Annotated in this window: 18 protein-coding genes and 1 pseudogene; 11 read left to right on the forward strand and 8 right to left on the reverse strand. The window is 40.2% G+C overall.

Annotated elements, in window-relative coordinates; translation table 11 throughout:
- Positions 1–246 precede the first annotated feature (246 nt).
- From darE to pyk, 7 genes are all read right to left on the reverse strand, one after another.
- Positions 247–1,536 carry a darobactin maturation radical SAM/SPASM protein DarE gene (darE, locus tag BDD30_RS18770; protein ID WP_015834598.1) on the reverse strand — a complete coding sequence of 430 codons (1,290 nt, stop codon included), beginning with the start codon at positions 1,534–1,536 and terminating at the stop codon, positions 247–249.
- Between the two features lie 26 nt (positions 1,537–1,562).
- Positions 1,563–2,225, reverse strand: a complete 663-nt coding sequence (gene darD, locus BDD30_RS18775; protein ID WP_015834597.1) for a darobactin export ABC transporter ATP-binding protein — start codon at positions 2,223–2,225, stop codon at positions 1,563–1,565.
- 1 nt (position 2,226) lies between these two features.
- Complete coding sequence (darC, locus tag BDD30_RS18780; protein WP_015834596.1) at positions 2,227–3,480, reverse strand: darobactin export ABC transporter periplasmic adaptor subunit; 1,254 nt, start codon at positions 3,478–3,480, stop codon at positions 2,227–2,229.
- 8 nt (positions 3,481–3,488) lie between these two features.
- Positions 3,489–5,858: a darobactin export ABC transporter permease subunit gene (darB, locus tag BDD30_RS18785; protein ID WP_015834595.1), complete on the reverse strand. Its 2,370-nt coding sequence runs from the start codon at positions 5,856–5,858 to the stop codon at positions 3,489–3,491.
- A gap of 522 nt (positions 5,859–6,380) precedes the next feature.
- On the reverse strand, positions 6,381–6,548 hold the full coding sequence (gene darA / locus BDD30_RS23765; RefSeq protein WP_158307068.1) for a darobactin family peptide antibiotic: 168 nt from the start codon (positions 6,546–6,548) through the stop codon (positions 6,381–6,383).
- A 375-nt stretch (positions 6,549–6,923) separates the two neighbouring features.
- Positions 6,924–7,097, reverse strand: coding sequence for a peptide antibiotic darobactin B (gene darA-b / locus BDD30_RS23770; protein ID WP_154640495.1), 174 nt, complete (start codon positions 7,095–7,097; stop codon positions 6,924–6,926).
- An 827-nt stretch (positions 7,098–7,924) separates the two neighbouring features.
- Positions 7,925–9,367 carry a pyruvate kinase gene (pyk, locus tag BDD30_RS18800; protein ID WP_015834594.1) on the reverse strand — a complete coding sequence of 481 codons (1,443 nt, stop codon included), beginning with the start codon at positions 9,365–9,367 and terminating at the stop codon, positions 7,925–7,927.
- 814 nt (positions 9,368–10,181) lie between these two features.
- Here pyk and BDD30_RS18805 point away from each other — a divergent pair.
- From BDD30_RS18805 to BDD30_RS18835, 7 genes and pseudogenes are all read left to right on the forward strand, one after another.
- The gene (locus BDD30_RS18805) at positions 10,182–10,646 is read left to right on the forward strand and encodes an AMP-binding protein (protein ID WP_387795482.1); all 465 of its coding nucleotides are present in this window, start codon (positions 10,182–10,184) and stop codon (positions 10,644–10,646) included.
- A complete protein-coding gene (locus tag BDD30_RS18810) occupies positions 10,576–11,004 on the forward strand; it encodes a cupin-like domain-containing protein (RefSeq protein ID WP_249039946.1) in 429 nt (142 codons plus the stop codon). The genes BDD30_RS18805 and BDD30_RS18810 overlap by 71 nt, the downstream gene beginning before the upstream one ends.
- Positions 10,997–11,827, forward strand: a complete 831-nt coding sequence (locus BDD30_RS18815) for a thioesterase II family protein (RefSeq protein WP_015834592.1) — start codon at positions 10,997–10,999, stop codon at positions 11,825–11,827. Before BDD30_RS18810 ends, BDD30_RS18815 begins: the two co-directional genes overlap by 8 nt.
- A gap of 53 nt (positions 11,828–11,880) precedes the next feature.
- Entirely contained in the window at positions 11,881–12,561 is a 681-nt protein-coding gene (locus BDD30_RS18820) for a GNAT family N-acetyltransferase (protein WP_249039941.1), read from the forward strand.
- A 70-nt stretch (positions 12,562–12,631) separates the two neighbouring features.
- Complete coding sequence (locus tag BDD30_RS18825) at positions 12,632–13,483, forward strand: 3-hydroxyacyl-CoA dehydrogenase family protein (RefSeq protein ID WP_015834590.1); 852 nt, start codon at positions 12,632–12,634, stop codon at positions 13,481–13,483.
- Between the two features lie 1,079 nt (positions 13,484–14,562).
- Positions 14,563–16,452: pseudogene (locus BDD30_RS18830) on the forward strand (lipase family protein).
- On the forward strand, positions 16,449–17,183 hold the full coding sequence (locus BDD30_RS18835) for a hypothetical protein (protein ID WP_015834587.1): 735 nt from the start codon (positions 16,449–16,451) through the stop codon (positions 17,181–17,183). The pseudogene BDD30_RS18830 and the gene BDD30_RS18835 overlap by 4 nt, the downstream one beginning before the upstream one ends.
- Positions 17,184–17,720: 537 nt before the next feature.
- Here the strand turns inward: BDD30_RS18835 and BDD30_RS24805 are convergent.
- Positions 17,721–17,855 carry a hypothetical protein gene (locus tag BDD30_RS24805; protein ID WP_282958053.1) on the reverse strand — a complete coding sequence of 45 codons (135 nt, stop codon included), beginning with the start codon at positions 17,853–17,855 and terminating at the stop codon, positions 17,721–17,723.
- Between the two features lie 22 nt (positions 17,856–17,877).
- Between BDD30_RS24805 and BDD30_RS18840 the strand changes: the two genes are divergently transcribed.
- The 4 genes from BDD30_RS18840 (at position 17,878) to BDD30_RS18855 (ending at position 23,146) form a co-directional block, all read left to right on the forward strand.
- The gene (locus BDD30_RS18840) at positions 17,878–19,641 is read left to right on the forward strand and encodes a type VI secretion system baseplate subunit TssF (protein WP_041381912.1); all 1,764 of its coding nucleotides are present in this window, start codon (positions 17,878–17,880) and stop codon (positions 19,639–19,641) included.
- 28 nt (positions 19,642–19,669) lie between these two features.
- Positions 19,670–21,565, forward strand: coding sequence for a lipase family protein (locus BDD30_RS18845; protein ID WP_015834585.1), 1,896 nt, complete (start codon positions 19,670–19,672; stop codon positions 21,563–21,565).
- Positions 21,562–22,320, forward strand: coding sequence for a hypothetical protein (locus BDD30_RS18850; protein ID WP_015834584.1), 759 nt, complete (start codon positions 21,562–21,564; stop codon positions 22,318–22,320). Before BDD30_RS18845 ends, BDD30_RS18850 begins: the two co-directional genes overlap by 4 nt.
- 70 nt (positions 22,321–22,390) lie before the next feature.
- On the forward strand, positions 22,391–23,146 hold the full coding sequence (locus BDD30_RS18855; RefSeq protein WP_015834583.1) for a hypothetical protein: 756 nt from the start codon (positions 22,391–22,393) through the stop codon (positions 23,144–23,146).
- Positions 23,147–23,189: the final 43 nt, after the last annotated feature.

The following is a 23,189-nucleotide window of genomic DNA, read 5'->3' on the forward strand; positions in this document are numbered from 1 at the left end:
GGATGTAAAGTAATAATCACGGTTTGAAAATTTAAATTTGTACCCCTAACATTGGACACGATATCCAGTGATTAGGGGGTTTTATATCCTTCATCCTTCATCCTTCAAGTTGCCTCTTTGTTGGCTGCTTTCACTCACTCCGGTCACATAGTTATCTATGCTCCTGGGGATTCGTTCACTTGCCGCCGCGTTGCAACTCGAAATTTATTGGGTATATAACGTAGCATTTTACTTGTACTTAAAATATCAGGCAGCTATGGTCTGTCTTATTGTCTCTAACAAACCGCCGGTTCCACAGCATGAACCATCATAGTTTGGATTATGTTTCCTGTTAGTCACTCGATCATGAGGACATCCACCATTACATAAATGAAACCATTTGCACTGATGCATTTTTTCATATGATTCCTTCTCCTCGATAAGATGATTTTTATTTGTGTCTGATTTAGCTAATAAACTCGCGAGATTATTATCGATAATTGAACCATAATTATTTCCTTCAGCACCAACATATTTATCACATGCTGATACAGTACCATTAGGTTCCAATGTGATGATTTCCTGAGAGCAGTTACCGGCCCAATAACAATCGGATATTTTCTTTTGAGATGATTTGATACTGTCAATAAATCCATCAAACAGACGAATATTTATTTTATCTTTATAACCATCCCACCAGACCCGGAAAACATTAGAAAGGAAATTGATATAATTGTGGTAAGTTATATAACTTCCTCCAGGATCATCACCTGGCTGACACCGGTTGTCTGGAACAATATTCAGGAACTCAATATCCGTTAAACCAATTTCGTAAAAATAAGAGAGCATTTTTTCGATATTTGATTCATAAACATCTCTATCGACGACAACCAGTGCACCGTAAGGTATGCCATAACTTCTTAATTTCTTCATACCAGCGGCAACCTTATGAGATGTTGGTCTTCCTCTATAATCTAATCTCCTGCTATCGTGTATTTCTGGAATACCATCAACGCTTATACCGACTCCCATTCCGATACCTTTAAGGAATACCAGCCAATCTTCAGGAATGTTGACGGCATTGGTTTGTACCGAATTAGTGATAACTTGATCTGGTTTTTTAAATCTTTCTTGCAACCAGATTAATTTCTTAAAATAATTAACATTCAATAAAGTGACTTCACCACCATGCCAGACAAATTCAAATCGTTTGACGTTGGGTATGGATAAGAAACGGTGGATAGAACGCATCAAATTAAAGAATGTTAAGGTATTTCCTTTTCCTTCTGCCCAGGAATGGCAATAAGTACATCTCAAATTGCAAAGTCTTGTAGCTTTAACGACAACAACTAACTTATTGGCATTGATAATCTCAGGGCTAAATTGTATACCGATTTCCTCATTATATAGGGCCAGTTCATCATCATCTAATATTTTTTCGGCAGGAATCTCACCAATAATTCTACAAGCTAATTGCCTGTAATTAACTTTAGGTGCTTTCTTGAGAATCGATGATCCGTCTGAATTTAAATATTTTATTGGGATTATTGTGTCCATAATGAACTCCTTTATGTTATTTATGCTCAAACAAGCAAATGGCCATCCTTCATCGTTAATATTCTGTCAGAAAATGCAGCGGCTTCTACGGAATGGGTTACCATCACAATAGTCGTGCCGTTTTCATTCAGATCTTTAAGTGAAGACAAAATATTCTGGCCATTTGTGCTATCCAGATTCCCCGTTGGTTCATCAGCTAATAAAATCGCGGGGTTTGAGATCATTGCTCTGGCGATAGCGACACGTTGCTGTTGTCCGCCAGATAATTGTATCGGTTTATGATTTCCCCGATTTTCTAATCCAAAATTATTTATTGCATCAAGTACTTTATTTTTTCTCTGTTTTTTAGAAAAACCTCTATATTTCAAAGGTAATTCTATATTTTCGAATACAGTTAGATTGGGTAACAGATTGAATGATTGAAAAATATATCCAATAAATTCTCGTCTAAATGATATTTTATCGGAATATTTCATCTTTAAAATATTATTATTATTCAGTGTTAATTGACCACTATCGATCGTCTCGAACATGCCAATAACATTCAATAATGTTGATTTACCTGATCCAGACGCTCCCATTATAGAAATAAATTCACCTTTATCTATATTGAGATTTATTTCATTCAAAACATTTGTCTGAATGAACTTCGTTTTATATGATTTACAGACATTCATCATGCTAATCATTTTATTCAATCCTTACAGTATCATTATTAACCAATCTATTCTTACCAAAACTAACTATTATTTGCCCTTCAGTAACACCATTTTTTATCTCAATATCAGAGCCATTATCCTGACCAATAGAGACTTGAACACGTTGGGCAACTTTTTTTTCTGGATGGTAAACAAACACATAGTTCTTATTATCAATAGAAAACACCATAGATGAAGGTACAGAGAATATTTTCCTATCTTCATCAAGTTTAATGATGACATCAATTGATTGGCCTCGCTTGAAGTCAAGTGCTTTTTTATCTTCCAGCTCAAATCTGACTTTGAAAGTTCCATTATTCACCTCAGATGAAATCAATTTCACAAATAAAGGTATTTTTCCATTGTTATAAACTAAGTTAGCAGATGAGTTGTATGTTATTTTGTTTAAATAGTATTCGTTGATCTCTGATTCAAAATAAAAACTTGATAAATCATCAACGATAGCTATTTTATCGCCGGGTTTTAACCGTTGACCTAAAATTAAATCTAATGAACTTATATTACCTGCTATCGGTGATTTTATTGAAAGTTGTTCAAAGCCATTTTCAATGATTTCAGCGAGTTTTCTTTGTTTTTCGACAAATTCGTCTATCTCTTTTAACTGTTTTGATATATCACGATCTTTATCATTTTTTAGTTTTTTATAAAATAAATAAACATCATGCCAATAGTCTCTTTTAATCTTTAAATCAGAAGTGGTTTCTTTAGAAACATAATCTTTATTTACCAGGTTATTATATCTCTTTAACTTATCTTCTGTTTCTTTTAATTCTTTTGATGCTTCTAAGAATCTGTTGTTGATATCTCTATAATCAGATTGCAAGTTTATTCTGATGTTTATTAAATTATTTAATTTATCAGTAACATCGGCTAACATTGCAGAATTACTCAATGTGAAATTAAAATTAGATAATTTGACTATTTCTTCTTCCTTTAAGACATTTTGGGATGGTTTTTTCATGATATCAGTAACAATTCCGCCGATCTCTGTTGAAATCGACACACTTTTATTGGGAACAACAACGGCTCTTGTTTTTAGCATATCGCTATCTATTTTACTGCTGACACGAAATTGTCTAACCTCATTTTCATTCACAGAAGCTTCTTTAGATGAAATAGCATAATAAGCAATAAATACGATAAATAAAATAAAAGCAATAAAGAAAATAAGAATTAATAATTTCTCTTTGTTATGTATGCTTTTCTTTCTAATTTCTATATCCATGGTTAATCTCACAAAAATTTAGTCGCAGATAATTTTCTATAATTCACCAAATAGGTCGTGATCATTATAATAACGGTGAATATCATGGTAGCAGCTAAAGCTAGAGCGCTATATACAAAAGAATCAGTGTAAATCACACTATATTCGTTGAGTAAGTAAACTAAAATGGTTCTTCCTAATAGATATGCGACGAAAATTGATGCAATTATAGGAATGATACTTTTCGATAAAAAATGGATAAGATTTGTATAAATCGAACCACCAATAGACTCCATGATGCTTAGTTCTCTTTTCATATAGTTAAAGTCAGTCATGCTGGTGGTAAAACAGGCTATAATTAGTAATAATATTGAGAAAATAGCGACAGCAGATGATAGTTTTATCACTTTCAAATAATTATCATAATAAGAATCAAATAAATGGCTGGTTAAATTAATCTCATTTTTATCAAAGCCATGGGTTAATAGTTCATTAAGTACCGGTGAAAGATTATTTATATTATTTAAATTTATCGAAGCATATTTACTATGATCATTTTTTATAAAAATAACGATTGGTTTGAATGGTTCATCTACAGCACCTAAATTGAAATCTTCTATAATTTGAATAAATCTGATCTGAATTTTTTTACCTTCCATTGTATACCAATAATAGTTGTTAAAAATATCATCGTACTTGATAATTCCGTTCTGTTTTAAAAATTCTTTTGTAACCAATGCATTAACAATATTAGCATTATCGCTTTGGTATACTCGTTTATCATTACCAGCCAATATCTTCATTTTCCAGACATCGGTAAAGTTTTCGTCCGCAGTAATGACATTTGAAGAGATATAATTGTTTATGTCTTGTTGGCCAGAATAATAAATAGTTATATTGTCTCGCGACATATCAAATGGTTGCCAGTTACTTAGTGTTATTTTTGAAGTATTATATTTACTAATAAAATCATAGCTTAGTTCATTGATAATTAATTTTTTGTTATTGTCGTTGTTAATAGTGACCGATATTGTTTTGGTATTATCATATGGAGTATATACATCAACAAGATGAATATATTGATTGGCTAATCCAGTGACTAAATAAATAGAGATGCCAGAAACAAGTAATTGAATAGCTAATGATGATTTTCTAAACCAGGCGGAAAATGTTGATTCATATCTCATATCCATTTTTCGGTTTTTCTGATAAATATAGAAACGTAATGAGAATGAACAATGTATTAATGAAATAAGAATAAACGCAATAAGAATAGAAAATATCCCTAAATATATTAAAGTGTTTGTTTCTAAAGTGTAGAATAAGTTTTTAATGTATAGAGATGTATTGAATATAGTTATAATAAGCAGTAAGAAAATAAGGGTGGAAAATACCATTCTTACCAGCATTGTTGGCAGTGAGTCATAAATAATATTGAAGGTTGATGCCCCTAACGCTTTTTTTAATTGATAAATATCCCTTTTTTCTGATGAATCAGCGGAAGTTAAATTATAATAGTTTGTTAACGCAGAAAATAAAATAAAGGCGAATGCTATGTATGAGCTATAGATAACTTCCTTTGATAAACCAATAGCAATTTCATCAGGCAATTTATCTTGATAATGAATATCTTTTAATTTTTTTAATGACAAATGAATAAATTCACTGGCAGTAAATGGGGCACCTGGAAGGTTGGAAGCTTTTGTTGCAATGATATTCTTGAGCAGTGTATTTTTATCAAATGTGGTGTTTTTATCAGTAAATTTTATAAAAACATAAGCGTGTGTGTCATACCAATTGAATATTTCTCTGTTGTAATCTTTTATAAGGTTTGGTTTAAATGAAATAATAGCATCCATATTAAGACTCGAATCATGACGTCTTTCTAAGATATCTTTGATGATATATGTTTCATTATCCAGAATAATAGATTTACCTTTGGGGTCTTCCAGGCCGAGATATTGGTTATTGAAATCTTTTGTGATATAAATCTCATTTGCTCCCAGGGTGTTATCTGCTTTTTTAAAGGGAGATAGGGTATTCAGGAATTCATGACTCACTGCAAACACAGGAACTTTAGTGATCTTTCTACCTTGTAGTTCAATCGTGGTATTAAGTTTGAAAATGTAGTCTACACGATCTATTCTTTCATCTTTTTTCAGTTCATCAATGAGTGGCAATGGAGATTTTGCTGATCTTACTTTTTCTCCGTTAGGCAAATTAAATGTGGTTTCTACCCGGTAAAAGTTACCATTATCCTGATAATAGTTATCGATTTGAGTATCTGAATAGAAGGCGGTAGAAAGTAAATAAAGGGCTAATATCGCTATTGATACCGAGAGTATCGATACTGATATATTGAAACGCTTCATGGGTTTTGAGGTGTTAATAGCGTTCATTTGTGGCTACCGTTCCTTAACTAGCAGATTAAATTTTTGAGATTAACTTCTGGGTATCGTGTTTGGATATCGCTATCTTAGTTTTAGAGTATTTCATATAACGTACATGAAGATCCAATTAAAATGTTTTTTTCTGTCAATATTGGTTTTTTTCCGTGTTCTTACTCGTTTTAGTTACCTTGATCTATTATATTTTCATGTGAAAATGGAAAGATTTAATAATATTAGTGATAAAGGTTAATGATGTTCAATAGTGAGACTTTAAGTTTAAAGAACGAGTTATACCCGTTATCTTTCAAGTTGCCTCTTTTTTGTTGGTGGCACTCGCTCACACCGGTCACATAGTTATCTATGCTCCTGGGGATTCGCTCCCTTGCTGTCGCGATACATCTTGAAATCCATAGGGTATATATTGTTAAAATTATTATATTAACATTATAAAATTATTTAGGATAACCCTAGTAAATGCATAGGATTATCCTATGGTTAGAGTTCAATAAATTTCTTATTTAATTGAAAGAATTAAATTTCCTGAAAGCTTTTCGACCAATTCCAGGCAGTGATTTCTGGGATCTTTGGCTTACTGCTTAATTCATTCAGTGATTTCTCAGTAATTGAGAGTTCGGTTTCTTTGAATGATGCGGCAAGGGAATTTAATGCTTCTTGAGTATTAACTGAAATATTTTGCATGATAATCTCCATTTTATTTTACAAGTGGTTAACTAACTTACTATTTCCTTCAAATGAAAAGATTATACCTTTCATCCTTCAAGTTGCTGCTTGGTTGGCTGCTTTCACTCACCCCAGTCACATTGTTATCTATGCTCCTGGGGATTCGTTCATTTGCCGCCGAGCGGCAACTAGAAATCTATTGGGTATATTGGGAAATATTTTATTTCCATGTGAAAAATGCTGATATCAACGCCCAATTAGTAATACTATGTTGAATAATTGTCAATGTGTTTTTCTGTTTTTTATGACTCAATCTAGAAGATAAAAGTTAATTCTTTTAGACATGTCAGATTATTACCTTACGATTAAAGATTAATAACATCCCTATGTTATTCAGATAGGGAATCTTTTTGTCCAGTTCCAAGCATTAATTTCAGGGATCTCGGTATTATTGGATAATTCATCCAATGCCTTTTCCGTAATTGATAATTCCGTCCCTTTGAATGATGCGACAAGGGAATTTAGTAACTCTTGATCTTTGCAGGTCTCAATAGGAATATTTTGCATGATATTCTCCGCTCACATTTTCAGATGACGACTGAAGTCATTATTTCCTGTAAATACAAATGTATTATCAGGATATCTCTTGGTCATATACCCATATGAAAAATGCTGATATCAGCATTTAATTAATAGTACCATGTTAAAGAATTGTCAATATGTTTTGTGGTCTTTTTAGGAAGAATAAGTCTGGATAGTTGAATATATCAAGTGATTATTGTTTTGAAGGATTTAACTTTGTCAGTAATGAGGATGCATTTAATTCATTATTATTACTATTATTTAAGGTAAGTGTGTGTAACATGGATTTAATATTATATTTTTATAATATACAATTGAAATATTTATATCCTTCATCCTTCAAGCTGCTGCTTTGTTGGCTGCGTTCACTTACCCCAGTCACAGAGTTATCTATACCCTTCATCTTTCAAGCTGCTGCTTTGTTGGCTGCGTTCACTTACCCCAGTCACATAGTTATCTATGCTCCTGGGGATGCGTTCACTTGCCGCCGCACTGCAACTTGAAATCTATTGGGTATATGCTCCTGGGGATGCGTTCACTTGCCGCCGCACTGCAACTTGAAATCTATTGGGTATATGCTCCTGGGGATGCGTTCACTTACCGCCGCGCTGCAACTAGAAATTTATTGGGTATATATAGTAAAACATTAAAATTATCCTTTCGAGGTAAAAGATTCATAATTAAAACAGTCTGAATTATATGAAATACTTGTTGAGTTATAACTGCAAAATAGCGGATTAAGTTTTTGGTTGATATCAATATGAAATCAAGGGCCGCAGTTCAGTGCGACCCTTAATATTTGGAGCAATGTTTTATTCTACTTCAAGAATACGGCAGGTGTTAGTGCTGCCAATTGTGCCCATCTGGTCGCCTTGAGTAACCAGAACAAGGTCGCCGGAAATCAGATAACCTTTATCACGCAGACGGTTGATGGCTTCATTAGCGGCTGTTATACCGTCAGTATGACTACTGCAATAAACCGGTGTAACGCCGCGGTAAAGCGCTGTTTGATTCAGCGTCTTTTCATGACGGGACATAGAGAAAATGTGCAGGCCGGAACTGATGCGCGACATCATCCGTGTGGTGCGACCTGATTCGGTCAGTGCGATAATCGCTTTCACACCTTTTAGATGGTTTGCGGCGTACATGGTGGACATAGCAATGGCTTCTTCGGTACTTTCGAAAATGGTGTCTAACCGATGTTTGGATACATTGAGTCCTGGCATTTTTTCGGCACCCAGACAGACCTGAGCCATAGCGGCAACCGTTTCGGCAGGGTATTGACCTGAGGCTGTTTCAGCAGAAAGCATCACTGCGTCGGTACCGTCAAGTACTGCGTTCGCTACGTCCATAACTTCTGCGCGGGTAGGCATTGGATTGGTGATCATGGATTCCATCATTTGGGTAGCGGTAATGACCACACGATTCAACTGGCGTGCACGGCGAATGAGTTTTTTCTGAACGCCAACCAGTTCAGGATCACCGATTTCCACGCCGAGATCACCACGGGCAACCATCACAACATCGGAAGCCAGAATAATTTCATCAATGATTTCATCACTGCTGACGGCTTCTGCACGCTCAACTTTTGCCACGATTTGCGTTTCACAACCAGCATCCCGTGCCAAACGACGGGCATAATTGAGATCTTCACCAGTACGAGGAAAAGAGATTGCGAGGTAATCAACACCAATTCTGGCGGCGGTAATAATGTCTTCTTTATCCTTTTCGGTCAGCGCTTCAGCGGATAAACCACCACCGAGCTTGTTGATGCCTTTATTGTTAGACAGCGGGCCACCAACAGTAACTTCCGTGAATACTTTCATGGCCTGCACTTCTAATACTTTCAGTTGAACACGTCCATCATCTAGCAGCAGAATATCACCCGGTACGACATCAGCGGGTAATCCTTTGTAATCGATGCCGACTTTTTCTTTATTGCCTTCGCCTTTACCAAGGTTGGCATCAAGTAGAAATTTATCGCCGACATTCAGGAAAATTTTGCCCTCTTTAAAAGTTGATACGCGAATTTTAGGTCCTTGAAGATCGCCAAGAATAGCAACATGGCGGCCAAGGCGGGCAGCTATTTCGCGCACTTTATTGGCACGCTGGATGTGATCTTCTGCTGTACCGTGGGAAAAGTTGAGGCGGACTACGTTTGCACCTGCTGTAATAATCTTTTCAAGGTTATTATCGCGGTCGGTAGCCGGACCAAGGGTAGTAACAATCTTAGTTCTTCTGAGCCGTCTGGACATGTATTACTCCGTTGACCTGTGAGTATTGGCTATACCCGTTATCTTTCAAGTTGCCTCTTTGTTGGCTGCACTCACTCACCCCGGTCACTATGTTCCCGGGGATTCGCTCCTTTGCCGTCGCGATGCATCTCGAAATCCATAGGGTATATATAAAAATAATCAATAATCTATTAATTATCCTATAAAACGAGTAAAAAAACCTCTTCGGCAATCCAACTATCAAGGTTGTTTACAGATTACACTTATGACTTGTTTCCATTACTCAGTCACAAGTGATTCAGTGGGGACTTCTTATGACCCCCTATTAGCCCTTGCTAATAGCTTTCGTTGTAGTCCCTGCGCTGACAAACAAGGGAACCCTTTACATGACCGCCAAGTCTTGGCGTATCAGCTAATCCTTGATGGCAAATATTAATAAGGTGCTGTTTGAAAAGCCCTTTTTGTTTAGAATTCGGATATAATCTGTATCTGACTGCTGGCATGAGTTATTCCGTTATTCTTAAAAAATAATAATCACATTAGTGTTAATGTATCAAATCACATTATCACCGCGTCTACAAGCCAAGATACCCTTTGGTATTACAGACAGCTTCAGGCTGTTGGTTATCCATCATCACCTTAATCCGAAAAAGTTCGCTCCGCTCTCAATGAGAATTTAGGTGGGGAATTCCGCAGGCTTGTTAAAATTACCGTCAGCATATGCTATCAGTCTGACAATTTAATAAATAGTGAACAAAAACACAGCATTATCCTTCAGAAACCATTTATCTGACACGTTTATTTAAAGGAAACATTTAATTTTGTTTACGGTATACTGGTTGAGCAATTTCAAAAAGTGTTCGCTTCACGCTGTTGGCTGACTAATTTATACGGCCCGACGGAAGTGGCTATTGACGTCAGTTTTTATGATTGTGTGGAAACTTTGCCGGGCGTCATCCCTATTGGGCAGGCTCTCACCGGGTGTCAGTTGTATGTATTGGATCAGGATAGTCTGGCGTTAAAAGCAGACTCGGAAGAAGGTGAGATAGCTATTGGTGGGATATGTCTGGCTGAGGGCTACTACAACCGGGAGGACTTGACCGATAAAGCATTTATCTTCCACCCGGAACTCCAGCAGCGGATATACCTGACCGGTGACCTTGGATGGTATGAGGAAGGAAGAGGCTTTTTCTGCTCCGGGAGCTTGCACTCGTTTACACGTCGATGGTATGCGGACCAATGCGGTGTTGTGCCAAATAGAGGGCAAAAAAGCAGGATGGATCTTTTCCGCCTCGCTTGAAGAGACGGTCAGAAATGTTGCTGAGGGCCGTGCTGCTTCATCACAATCCGCCGGCCGGGAAAGTCAGAAAAGCCAACTCCACAGCGATGATCGAATATGGCGATTCGATTTGTTACCGGGTGAGATTATGTTGATACCCAGAGGGCTTGCTCATGAGGTACATACCTTATCGCCCAGTATTTCTTTGACTTATAACTTTGTTACCAACCCGGAATATCGGGATTACTTCAATTTTAAACGTGAGCGCGGTCACGGCTGGATAGCCGGCGCACCGATTGCCGCTGTTCCGGAGTTCGCTCTTATTCATCAGCGCAACTCATTCCCTGTCAACGTAACTAAAGGACTTAACCTTGCCTAATCCAGTTTTATTTCCTGCGATTGAAAGACCGGAAGCCGAAATTCAGCTAGTGTTTTTACACCATGCGGGGGGCTCCAGTTATCCCTATCTACAGTTAGCCCACAAGCTGTCTGGATTTATTGAAGTCTATTGTCTGGAACTGGCGGGCAGGGGTGCACGGTTTTCAGAGCCTTTTCAGGCGGATGTTGAAACTGTGCTGTCCGATATCTGTACTTCGATAAAGCATTTGGGATTGGGAGATAATAAACCTTTGCTGTTGTGCGGACACAGTCTGGGCGCGGAGCTTGCCTATCAGGTTGCGTACCGACTTGAGCGCGAAGCGCCAGAAAAGCAGTTCAGCCTCATGATCTCCGCTCGTGGCTTCATCGAGCCCGGCACCTTGGGGAGTGAGCGGAATGAGGTGTTGTCGGATGCCGATATATTGCGCCTTCTTGAACAGTATGAAGGAACACCCTCAGAAGTCCTGGCTGATCCTGAGTGGCGAAAATATGTGATTGGTGTAATGCGAAATGATCTGAGTTTGCTGGCATCTTTGTCCAGATTGCCCAAGCCAGTATTAAATGTTCAGACCCATTTGGTGGGAGGTAATCAGGACAAGCGCGTTCCTGTCTCTCAGTTAGCGGAATGGCGTCGGGCGTTTACTGTGCCGGTGACGCAAAAAATTTTCACAGGAGGACATTTTTATCTGTTTACCAGTGATGAAGTAATCCCATGGATCGAAGAGCGAGCCAGAGAGTTAGCAGAACAAACCTCTGTTCGCCTTTCCCACGGTTATTTAACTGAGTGTCGTTGTGCACTCAATGATTCCAACCAAGTCGAGTAAGAAATATGTCTTTATTTTCACAAACGATAATTGACTTCTGGCGGACACCATTTTTGAACGGGGACGTCATCTATAGCGATGAAGCCTTTACTGTCACCATCAATCCTGACCTGAGCGAAGACCGTCGGGTTATGGTGCTGGAAACCTCTGAGGGCCGGGTTATGGCGGTTCTGACGCCTGAGTTGGCCGATAAGTTAGGTCTTGATCAACGACAAGCCCTGTCTGAGGTGATCTTTCGGCGAAAATTGAATGAGGCGGGAGTTAGCCTACATGGTGCAGATTATCTTTTTTATTTTTCAGAAGCTGATAAGAGCGTATTGCTGCAAGAAAATCAGGTAGGTGTTTTGCGTCGGTTAACAGAACAAGATGATGCGGTTTTCTCCGAGTTCCAATCCTCCGCCTCAGAACAAGACTTGGACGATGCTTACGTGGAGTTGGATCACTGGGCAGTGTTCGGCTCTTTTGAGCAAAATCGCCTGATCAGCGCCGCCAGCATGTATCCCTGGGAAAATGCGCCAATTGCCGATCTCGGCGTGCTGACTCTAATGCCTTTTAGAGGGAAAGGTCACGCTTGCAAAGTGGTGCGTTCGATCAGCAAATACGCCTATGATCAGGGATACGAACCCCAGTATCGATGCCAGCTCGATAACCAGGTATCTACATTGCTGGCTAAAGCGGCGGGTTTAACGCTGTTTGGCAAGTGGGAAGTGATCTCTCCTGATTCCACTGACTGAGCAATGGCTGCAATCTAATAAGTGAACCTGAAATAAAAACCTGTTAAAACTCAATAAGAAAGTAGTCACTATGTCAAAACTTAAAATAGCCGTGATTGGCGGCGGAAATATTGGTTCCAGTCTTGCTTTTGATTGCGCTCTGTGGGGGCATGATGTGGTTGTTATCGAAAAAGACGCGCTCTCTTGCGAGCAGAGTAGGGAACGTATCACAGAAACCGCCGGCTATGCTCCTTTGTTCAGCCCGCTAGCTAAAGGAAAAACCCCCGAGGAGATGCTGCTCAACATCGTCTGGTCGCAGGATTTGCAAGCCGTGTCCGATTGTGCATTTGTGGTGGAAAACATCACGGAAAACATAGAGCTTAAACAATCGTTATATGCGCGTATGTCTGAGTTTGTCGCGCCTGATGCTGTGTTAGCAGCGAATACCTCCTGCATTCCTATCACTAAACTGGGTTCGTTCCATAAAACCCCTTCTCAGGTGATTGGCGTACATTTTATGAATCCGGTTTATCTGAAGCATACCGTAGAAGTTATTGTCGGGCTGAACACTTCCGAACAGACCAAAGATCGGTGTTTGGAAAGCTTGGGGATGTTGGGTAAAAAGGCTGTCGTAGTGAAGGATGGCCCCGGTTTCGTCTCTAACCGGATTTCCCATTTATTCATGAATGAAGCCGCTTTCACCATACAGGACGGCATAGCTCAACCTGCGGACGTGGATGCCATATTTAAAGAATGCTTCGGCCATAAAATGGGCCTGCTCGAAACGGCGGACCTGATTGGTATCGACACGGTAGTAAATTCCCTCGATGTGCTCTACCAAATGTTTCAGGATTCAAAATACCGGGTTTGTCCACTGATGCGGACAATGGTTGACGCGGGTCACTTGGGGCGTAAATCCGGCAGGGGTTTTTACACTTATTAAATCTTTTTATACTCAATAGATTTCAAGTTGCAGCGCGGCGGCAAGTGAACGCATCCCCAGGAGCATAGATAACTATGTGACTGGGGTAAGTGAACGCAGCCAACAAAGCAGCAGCTTGAAAGATGAAGAGTATAGATGAGTCGGAGCTGGCTGTAATAACCCATGATATTTTGGGTTATTGCTCAGCTGGCTTCTGCAAAGTTTTGGTAATCGACTGCTTTATTTTCCATAATTAAATGGCCGGCAGTTATTTTGTAATGTTTTTTTAAGTGTTGTATTTTATAATACTTAAATACTTAAATACTTAAATACTTAAATACTTAAATACTTAAATACTTAAATACTTAAATACTTAAATACTTAAATACTTAAATACTTAAATACTTAAATACTTAAATACTTAAATACTTAAATACTTAAATACTTAAATACTTAAATACTTAAATACTTAAATACTTAAATACTTAAATACTTAAATACTTAAATACTTAAATACTTAAATACTTAAATACTTAAATGCTTAAATGCTTAAATGCTTAAATGCTTAAATGCTTAAATGCTTAAATGCTTAAATGCTTAAATGCTTAAATGCTTAAATGCTTAAATGCTTAAATGCTTAAATGCTTAAATGCTTAAATGCTTAAATGCTTAAATGCTTAAATGCTTAAATGCTTAAATGCTTAAATGCTTAAATGCTTAAATGCTTAAATGCTTGCTATTAAGATGAAGGGTATAGTTGAATATATTGAGGGTCAAATGAAAACCAATAACAGTTCTATTGATGACTGGAAAATAAAATAACTTGACAAAGGTTATCTACCAGCTCTATTAAACACAGTAAGGAGAAAGAATGAACAATGGATTATCGCCCTGTTATGTCACCGGGTAAATCCTAACGTTTTCTATCCTAATAATCCTAATAATCCTAATTACCTGTTCTTCGTATCTACGGAGATGAACCAAGAATAACAGCGTGGTCATTCGATTGACTGTCATGGTTATTTACCTGTGTTTATGGGAATGAGAACCGCTTGTATTTTTGGGTGTAATCGCAATTCAAAGAAAGAGGTGTGATATTGATGAGTAAATTAGGTCCATTGGATTGTATTGACTGTGCGAACATACTGAAACACTGGATAGAGTTCCAGCTAGTGGATGAGCAAGGCGAGCCGATTGTGAATATGCCTTACCGGTTGAGAAGTCGGGGAAATCCGCAAGATGAACGTCGGGGGATAACGGATGGTTTTGGTATGATCAGGGAAGAAACCTTTCCACCCCATCCGGTGACGTTGTATATCGGTGCTCAGGAGCTGGCGAATGAGATGGAGAGGCATCCGTTGCGGGAAAAACGCGGTGAAGAGGCATCGGTGGTGAAACCAAAAGCCGAAGCGGAAGGTCATCAATACCGTTATGTGACGATAGGGCAAATTAGTGATGGTTTGCCGATGATTAAGGATTGGCATGATCCCAACAATCTCCCACCTCTTTATCATTTTCCGGACCCGGAGCCAAAAGGCTTTGAAGTTCATCCATTAAATCGGCGGTATGTACTGGAAGTGTGTCCCTTCCGGGCCTGGGTTTTATAATTGCACCATCAAAAAGAGTATTCCATTGTGAATGCTTATAACCAGTGTTTGATGAGCGTATTGGCTTATGCGGGCGGGGATATCAACGTAGAAGGTTCAGTGCCTCACTTTTTTAACCGGCAGATGGTGGATGTTTCGAAGTTGCCCAATAAGGTAGAGACATTGTCGGCAACCCCGATTGTTTACGATGTGCCGTTTAGTGAACGTTATACCCGGGTGGAGTTTATTGATTCATCAAATGTTGATGGTGTAGGGGGGAATACTCAGCTGTTTTATGTAGCCAGCCCGTATGATGCAGTTGTGAGTTGGAAGGGTACGGCCAGCATGACGGATGCCATTACAGATGCGACGTACCAGCCTTTGGGGTTAGATTGCGATGAAAAAGCCCTGTGCAGCGGATTTATTCACAGCGGCAAAGTGCATAAAGGGTTTTGGGAAGCATTTAGTTTGGTTGGGAAGCTGACAATCCCTAGTGATGGTATTACAGCCGTTTTCAAGGATATTCTGGATTTGGCCGCAAGCAAAAGGTTATTTATTTGCGGCCACAGTTTAGGTGGCGCACTGGCATTACTACATAGCGCACAATTGAAAGAATATAATCCTTGTCTTTACAGCTATGGGATGCCGCGAACCTTAACGCGCAGTGCAGTACAGGAACTGGCAGCTATTACCCACTACCGCCATGTGAATGAAGATGATCCGGTCCCTGCCGTACCGCCAGAAAAAAGCTTGGATAACTGGCTTTATAATTGTTGGGGACCGTTAGGCTATTTGTTCACTCCCGTTGAGTTGCTGGATTTTACTGACAGCGGGGAAGTTTATCTGCATCATGGAAAAATAGTCCATTTTTGTAAAATCACTCTGGTCATTGAATGGTTGGAAGAGCGCAACCCAAGCAATCATGTGCGACTCAGAACTACCTTACCGACCAAAACAAAATTGTATTTAATCCCGTCACTAAACCATGAAACGGAAAAGAACTTGCAGGATGCTGGGAATATTCAGAAGAAACTTTTCCAACAAATAAGTGAGGCGGATAAAGCAAAATGGTTTCCACTAAATGAAAACCCGACTTTAAAGGATGCGCTGGGTTTTCCTGATCACAGTTCGCTGAAATATGCCCGTTACGTTGGTGCACGATTAGCAGAACTGGTTGCACCGGAGAAATACCATTTTTTCCGCGATCAGGAACAATTATTTGAAAAAGTGCTGAATGAAAGGACCGATATTGTTGCGGATATTCGACAACGCGATACCTTGTTTTTACAGATGGATCACCAGTTGAAACAAGCGTTAATTTGCACTCAACAGGATAAACAAGGCTTATTGGCTTTAACGCGGTATGCAGAAAATGCTGTTGGGATTGAGGACAATCTACCATGATAAATATAAAAAAATACTTCCCGGTATTGTTAGTCATATTCATATCGAGCTGTGCAGATCCGAATGAACCGCTTTCGCCCCCGAAAGATAATCAGTGGATAACGGTGGAAGGAGTGGCACCGAAATATACAAAACCCTATGTGTCCGCTGTATATACATCAAAAGACTGCCTTAAATCTCAGTGGCATGCGGATATGTCGTCTTATAAGGTGCCGACCCATCACGGATTGCGTCTGGATGTGAAGGCAGATCCGCAAACGGGTTACTTTCAGGCGAAGTTACCCTTTAATGGCGGGGGCCGGTGCAAATGGAAAATTGATCGGGCCTTTGTGAACGTGGGTTATACCGATGTTAGTCATTTGATGAAAGATGTTGTGATATATGAAGGAGGGGGAGGAACGGGGTTAACCGCGTTTATCAACGATGCAGTTCAAACGAATCTTAGCGAAACGGCGGCATTGAATACCATTGATTATAGTCCCACTATTTACCCTGTATTGAAGATGGTTGAAAATCTCCCGAAAAGAATATTCTTGCAGGGGGAATTAAGAGTGCGTCCCTTTCGATTAACGTTAATTCCGGGAGCGGAATGGAAAATTACCTTTAAGCCTAAGCTGGATGAAACCAAAATGCCGAAGATCACTGTGACTAAAGAGAAGGAATGGGTTGAGTATCCCAATGGGCATATTGAAACCAAGACTCAAATGGTAGATACCCGTTACATAAAGTAATGTCACCAGAATAGCGTCCTGTTTATTCACATCAAACAGAATAAACAGGGTAATCGTTATATTGATGACGTTATGAGGATTAAAGAGCGCTAATCATGATAAATACAAAAAAATACTTCCCGGTATTGTTAGTCATATTCATATCGGGCTGTGCAGATCCGAATGAACCACTTTCGCCCCGAAGGATAATCAGTGGATTACAGTGGCAGGGGAGGCGCTAGGTAGATACATAATCCTTTTCGATTGAAATTAACCCTAGGAGCCGAATATCGGTATATAAAGTATCAGGAGAAATAAAATAACTTGACAATGAATATCTGCCTACAGTAGTTAATTATTCATAATGAACGATGGATGATATTTTGCTCTATTATGTCACCGGGTAAACTTTAATTATTTCTATCCTACATAGTATTCAGTCATATGTTCTCTGTATCTACGGAGATGAACCTTAGATGAAGTGGTAATTCGATTTATTTTAGCCACTGTTCCCCGTTCTTACGGGGATGAGAACGGGGTAGCCTCTATTTTTATACGCTACGTACTTCGGTGAGACATATAAAGGTTGAGGAATGATGAACAGAAAATTATCGCTTTACTTACAGGAACTGAATTATACCCTTCATCTTTCAAGTTGCTGCTTTGTTGGCTGCTTTCACTTACCCCAGTCACATAGTTATCTATGCTCCTGGGGATGCGTTCATTTGCCGCCGCGCTGCAACTTGAAATCTATTGGGTATATATGAGGCAATTGGCGCGGGAAATAGTCAAAGAATCTCCCCATCTGGCGAATTTTATCTCTGAGGGGGCCGGTGATCCGGATGCTGAACGACTGATACAGGGCTTTGCGCTGTTAACCTCTCGTCTTCGTTATGTTATCGACGATGACTTTCCAGAAATTACGCTGGGGATGCTGGCGCGTGTTTGGCCAATGGCTATGTGCCCGTTACCGCCTACTAGTGTGGTGCAATTTTTGCCAACAGGGAAAAATAAAAACTATCTGGGGGCCATGACTCTGCCGGCAGGTACGCCGGTTTTTGCGGCCAGAGAACAGCAGGAAATACAATTTGAAACCTGCTGCCCTGTGCATATCGAGCCGCTGACGGTGATTGACCGGCAACTGAGCACGACCGAGGATTACAGTGAGATAACCTTAACATTGCATTATTCAGGTAATACAGCTGCTTGGCAAAGCCAGCCACTGGATTTCTTTTTGGGTAGTGATCGCCAACAGGCTGCACAGTTAGCCTTGTGGATTGACTATTATTTATGTGATGTCCAGTTGCGAACACAAGATAAGACTATCACGCTTCGCGATAGTTACCCGGTATCCGCGTTGTGGGGAACAGAGCGACAAGTTCCCATTCTGCCGTCCCCAAAAATTGATCGATTTTCTGTTCTGCAACTGATAATGGAGTATTATTATCTGCCTCATGTGCATGATTTTGTGACGATTAATATCCAAAATGGCTGTCGGTCAGTGACATTGAATAAGGATCAGACATTCCAGTTGATTTTGCGATTTGAAGGCAACCTGACACTGAGCGATATTTCTCAAGCTTTTTTGCTGGGCTGTGCTCCGGTAAGACAGCTGGAACAGATGACCAGTGTCGCTATTCCGATAAACAGTGAATCCAGCCACTATGAAATTCCACTGCGTGCGGACGAACGACTGTTTAAGTTGAATCACGTTTATATGTCGACGGAGCCAAAGCATCAGGCGCGCGGGCAACCCTGCCGATATTTACCGATTGAACAATTTAGTCCAATCAGCCATTTTCTACCGGATGCTGAGTTTCTTTATTATTATCAGCTGAGTACGGAATGTGACATTTTGCAGCGCACACGGCATGAGCTGAATTTCTATGACTGTCATGGTGAGCGGGCAAATCATCTGCCGTCGCAGTCCATTTTTTGTCAGTTCACCGGCTACCGTCAGCAAGCTGCTAATCTGGATATCGGGGATATTAACCGGCCGGGGGAAAACACCACCGCACTGACTGTTCGCAATATCACGCCTGTTTCTGCCTGCTATCCGTCAATGACCGAAGACAGATCGGCCTGGCCGTTATTTTCCGGTTTTTCCTGTTCGCCTTGGATGATGTTCAAGACTCACTCCGTACAGGACTTTTTGAGGGTATTTGATTTCTCAGCGGACCGGTTGATGAGTAAGCGTCTGCGAGAGCACATTAATGGCATTGTCCGATTGGAACACATCCCGATAGATCGCTTGGATAGAGGCATTCCTGTCCGGGGTTCTAAATTGATCCTGACACTTAACCCCGATTGTTATACCAATGAGGGAGAGATGTATCAATTCAGTGTGTTGATGACCCGTTTGATGACGTTTTTTATCAGCATGGAAACGTTTCTGGTGATGACAGTGATTGATGACCATACGAAAGAAGTCCTGTGGGATTTTCAAGATCTCATGCATGGGTTGCATTTCTGTATGTAGTGGCAAAGAAGAAACGGGAGTGATATTGATGAGCAAATTAGGTCCATTGGATTGTATAGACTGTCAGAATATTCTGAAACACTGGGTAGAGTTCCAATTGGTGGATGAGCAAGGCGAGCCGATCGTGAATATGCCTTACCGGTTGAGAAGTCGGGGAAATCCGCAAGATGAACGTCGGGGGGTAACGGATGGTTTTGGTATGATCAGGGAAGAAACCTTTCCACCCCATCCGGTGACGTTGTATATCGGTGCTCAGGAGCTGGCGAATGAGATGGAGAGACATCCGTTACGGGAAAAACGCGGTGAAGAGGCCTCGGTGGTGAAACCAAAAGCCGAAGCGGAAGGTCACCAATACCGTTATGTGACAATTGGGCAAATTAGCGATGGTTTGCCGGTGCTTGATGACTGGAATGATCCTAAAAAAATTCCACCGCCCTATCATTTCCCAGATCCAGAGCCAAAGGGCTTTGAAGTTCATCCATTAAATCGGCGGTATGTACTGGAAGTGTGCCCCTTCCGGGCCTGGGTTTTGCAATTGCACCATCAAAAAGAGTATTCCATTGTGAATGCCTATAACCAATGTTTGATGAGCGTATTGGCTTATGCGGGCGGGGATATCAACGTAGAAGGTTCAGTGCCTCACTTTTTTAACCGGCAGATGGTGGATGTTTCGAAACTGCCTAATAAGGTAGAGACATTGTCGGCAACCCCGATTGTTTACGATGTGCCGTTTAGTGAACGTTATACCCGGGTGGAGTTTATTGATTCATCAAATGTTGATGGTGTAGGGGGGAATACTCAGCTGTTTTATGTAGCCAGCCCGTATGATGTAGTTGTAAGTTGGAAGGGTACGGCCAGCATGACGGATGCCATTACAGATGCGACGTACCAGCCTTTGGGGTTAGATTGCGATGAAAAAGCCCTGTGCAGCGGATTTATTCACAGCGGCAAAGTGCATAAAGGGTTTTGGGAAGCATTTAGTTTGGTTGAAAAAATAGCAATCCTTAGTGATAAAACGGGAATTACGTCAGTATCCCACGACATCATGAATTTGGTTACAAACAAACGGTTATTTATTTGCGGGCATAGCTTGGGGGGAGCATTGGCATTGCTGCATAGCGCACAGCTGAAAGAACATAATCCCTGCCTTTACAGCTATGGGATGCCGCGAACCTTAACGCGCAGTGCAGTACAGGAACTGGTTGCTATTACCCATTACCGTCATGTGAATGAAGATGATCCGGTCCCTGCCGTACCGCCAGAAAAAAGTTTGGATAACTGGCTTTATAATTGTTGGGGACCGTTAGGCTATCTGTTTAGCCCCATTGAATTGCTGGATTTTACTGACCGCGGAGAAGTTTATCTGCATCATGGAAAAATAGTCCATTTTTGTAAAATCACGCTGGTCATTGAATGGCTGGAAGAGCGCAACCCAAGTAATCATGTACGGCTCAGAACTACCTTACCCACTAAAACAAAATTATATTTAATTCCATCACTCAACCCTGAAACAGAAAATAATCTGAAAGAGGCTGGGAATATTCAGAAAAGATTTTTTCAACAAATCAGTGAGGCAGATAAGGCTAAATGGTTTCCGCTGAATGAAAACCCGACTTTAAAAGATGCACTGGGTTTTCCTGATCACAGTTCGTTGAAATATGCTCGCTATATTGGTGCAAGACTGGCAGAACTGGTTATACCAGAGAAATATCATTTTTTCCGGGATCAGGAACAATTATTTGAAAAAGTGCTGAATGAAAGGAGCGATATTGTATCGGATATTCGACAACGCGATACCTTATTTTTACAGATGGACCATCAGTTAAAGCAGGCACTGATTTGTACTCAACAGGATAAACAGGGCTTATTGGCTTTAACGCGCTATGCAGAAAATGCTGTTGGGATTGAGGACAATCTACCATGATAAATATAAAAAAATACTTACTGATATTATTAGCCATATTCATATCGGGCTGTGCAGATCCGAATGAACCACTTTCGCCCCCGAAGGATAATCAGTGGATAACAGTGGAAGGAGTTGCGCCGAAATATACAAAACCCTATGTGTCCGCTGTATATACATCAAAAGACTGCCTTAAATCTCAGTGGCATGCGGATATGTCGTCTTATAAGGTGCCGACCCATCACGGATTGCGTCTGGATGTGAAGGCTGATCCGCAAACCGGTTACTTTCAAGCGAAGTTACCCTTTAATGGTGGGGGCAGGTGCAAATGGAAAATTGATCGGGCCTTTGTGAACGTGGGTTATACCGATGTTAGCCATTTGATGAAAGATGTTGTGATATATGAAGGAGGGGGAGGAACAGGGTTAACCGCGTTTATCAACGATGCAGTTCAAACGAATCTTAGCGAAACAGCGGCATTGAATACCATTGATTATAGTCCCACTATTTACCCTGTATTGAAGATGGTTGAAAAATTCCCGAAAAGAATATTCTTGCAGGGGGAATTAAGAGTGCGTCCCTTTCGATTAACGTTGATTCCGGGAGCCGAATGGAAAATTACCTTTAAACCTAAACTGGATGAAACCAAAATGCCGAAAATTACCGTGACTGACGGTAAGGGCGAGTGGGTTGAATATCCCAATGGGCGAATTGATCTGAATCGGCAATCAATAGATTACTGGAAAATAACGGCACCAAAACCGCCAGTAAAATAAATGGGGAAGGATGACCTTGACACTTTGACACTCATATAGATAACGCTGTAGATATTGAGGACAATCTACCATGATAAATACAAAAAAATACTTGCCGGTATTGTTAGCCATATTCATATCGGGTTGTGCTGATCCGAATGAACCACTTTCGCCCCCGAAGGATAATCAGTGGATAACAGTGGAAGGAGTTGCGCCGAAATATACAAAACCCTATGTGTCCGCTGTATATACATCAAAAGACTGCCTTAAATCTCAGTGGCATGCGGATATGTCGTCTTATAAGGTGCCGACCCATCACGGATTGCGTCTGGATGTGAAGGCTGATCCGCAAACCGGTTACTTTCAAGCGAAGTTACCCTTTAATGGTGGGGGCAGGTGCAAATGGAAAATTGACCGGGCTTTTGTGTCAGTGAGTTATACCGATGTTAGCCACTTGGTGAAAGATGCGGCTCTATATGACGGAGGAGGAGGAACAGGTTTAACCGCATTTATCAACGATGCGATCCAAACAAATCTTAGTGAAACAGCGGCATTGAATACCATAGATTATAGCCCGGTTATTTACCCTGTTTTAGAATTATCTGTGAATTTTCCTAAAAGTATATTTTTACAAGGTGAATTGGGTATGCGTCCTTTTCGGCTGAAGTTAACTCCAGGAGCGGAATGGAAAATTATTTATAAGCCTAAGCTGGATGAAACCAAAATGCCGAAAATCACTATTACTAAAGGGAAGGAATGGGTTGAATATCCCAATGGGCGAATTGATCTGAATCGGCAATCAATAGATTACTGGAAAATAACGGCACCAAAACCGCCAGTAAAATAAATGGGGAAAGATGACCTTGACACTCATATAGATAACGCTGTAG

Source organism: Photorhabdus asymbiotica (assembly GCF_003634575.1).
In the GTDB taxonomy this organism is placed as follows: domain Bacteria; phylum Pseudomonadota; class Gammaproteobacteria; order Enterobacterales; family Enterobacteriaceae; genus Photorhabdus; species Photorhabdus asymbiotica.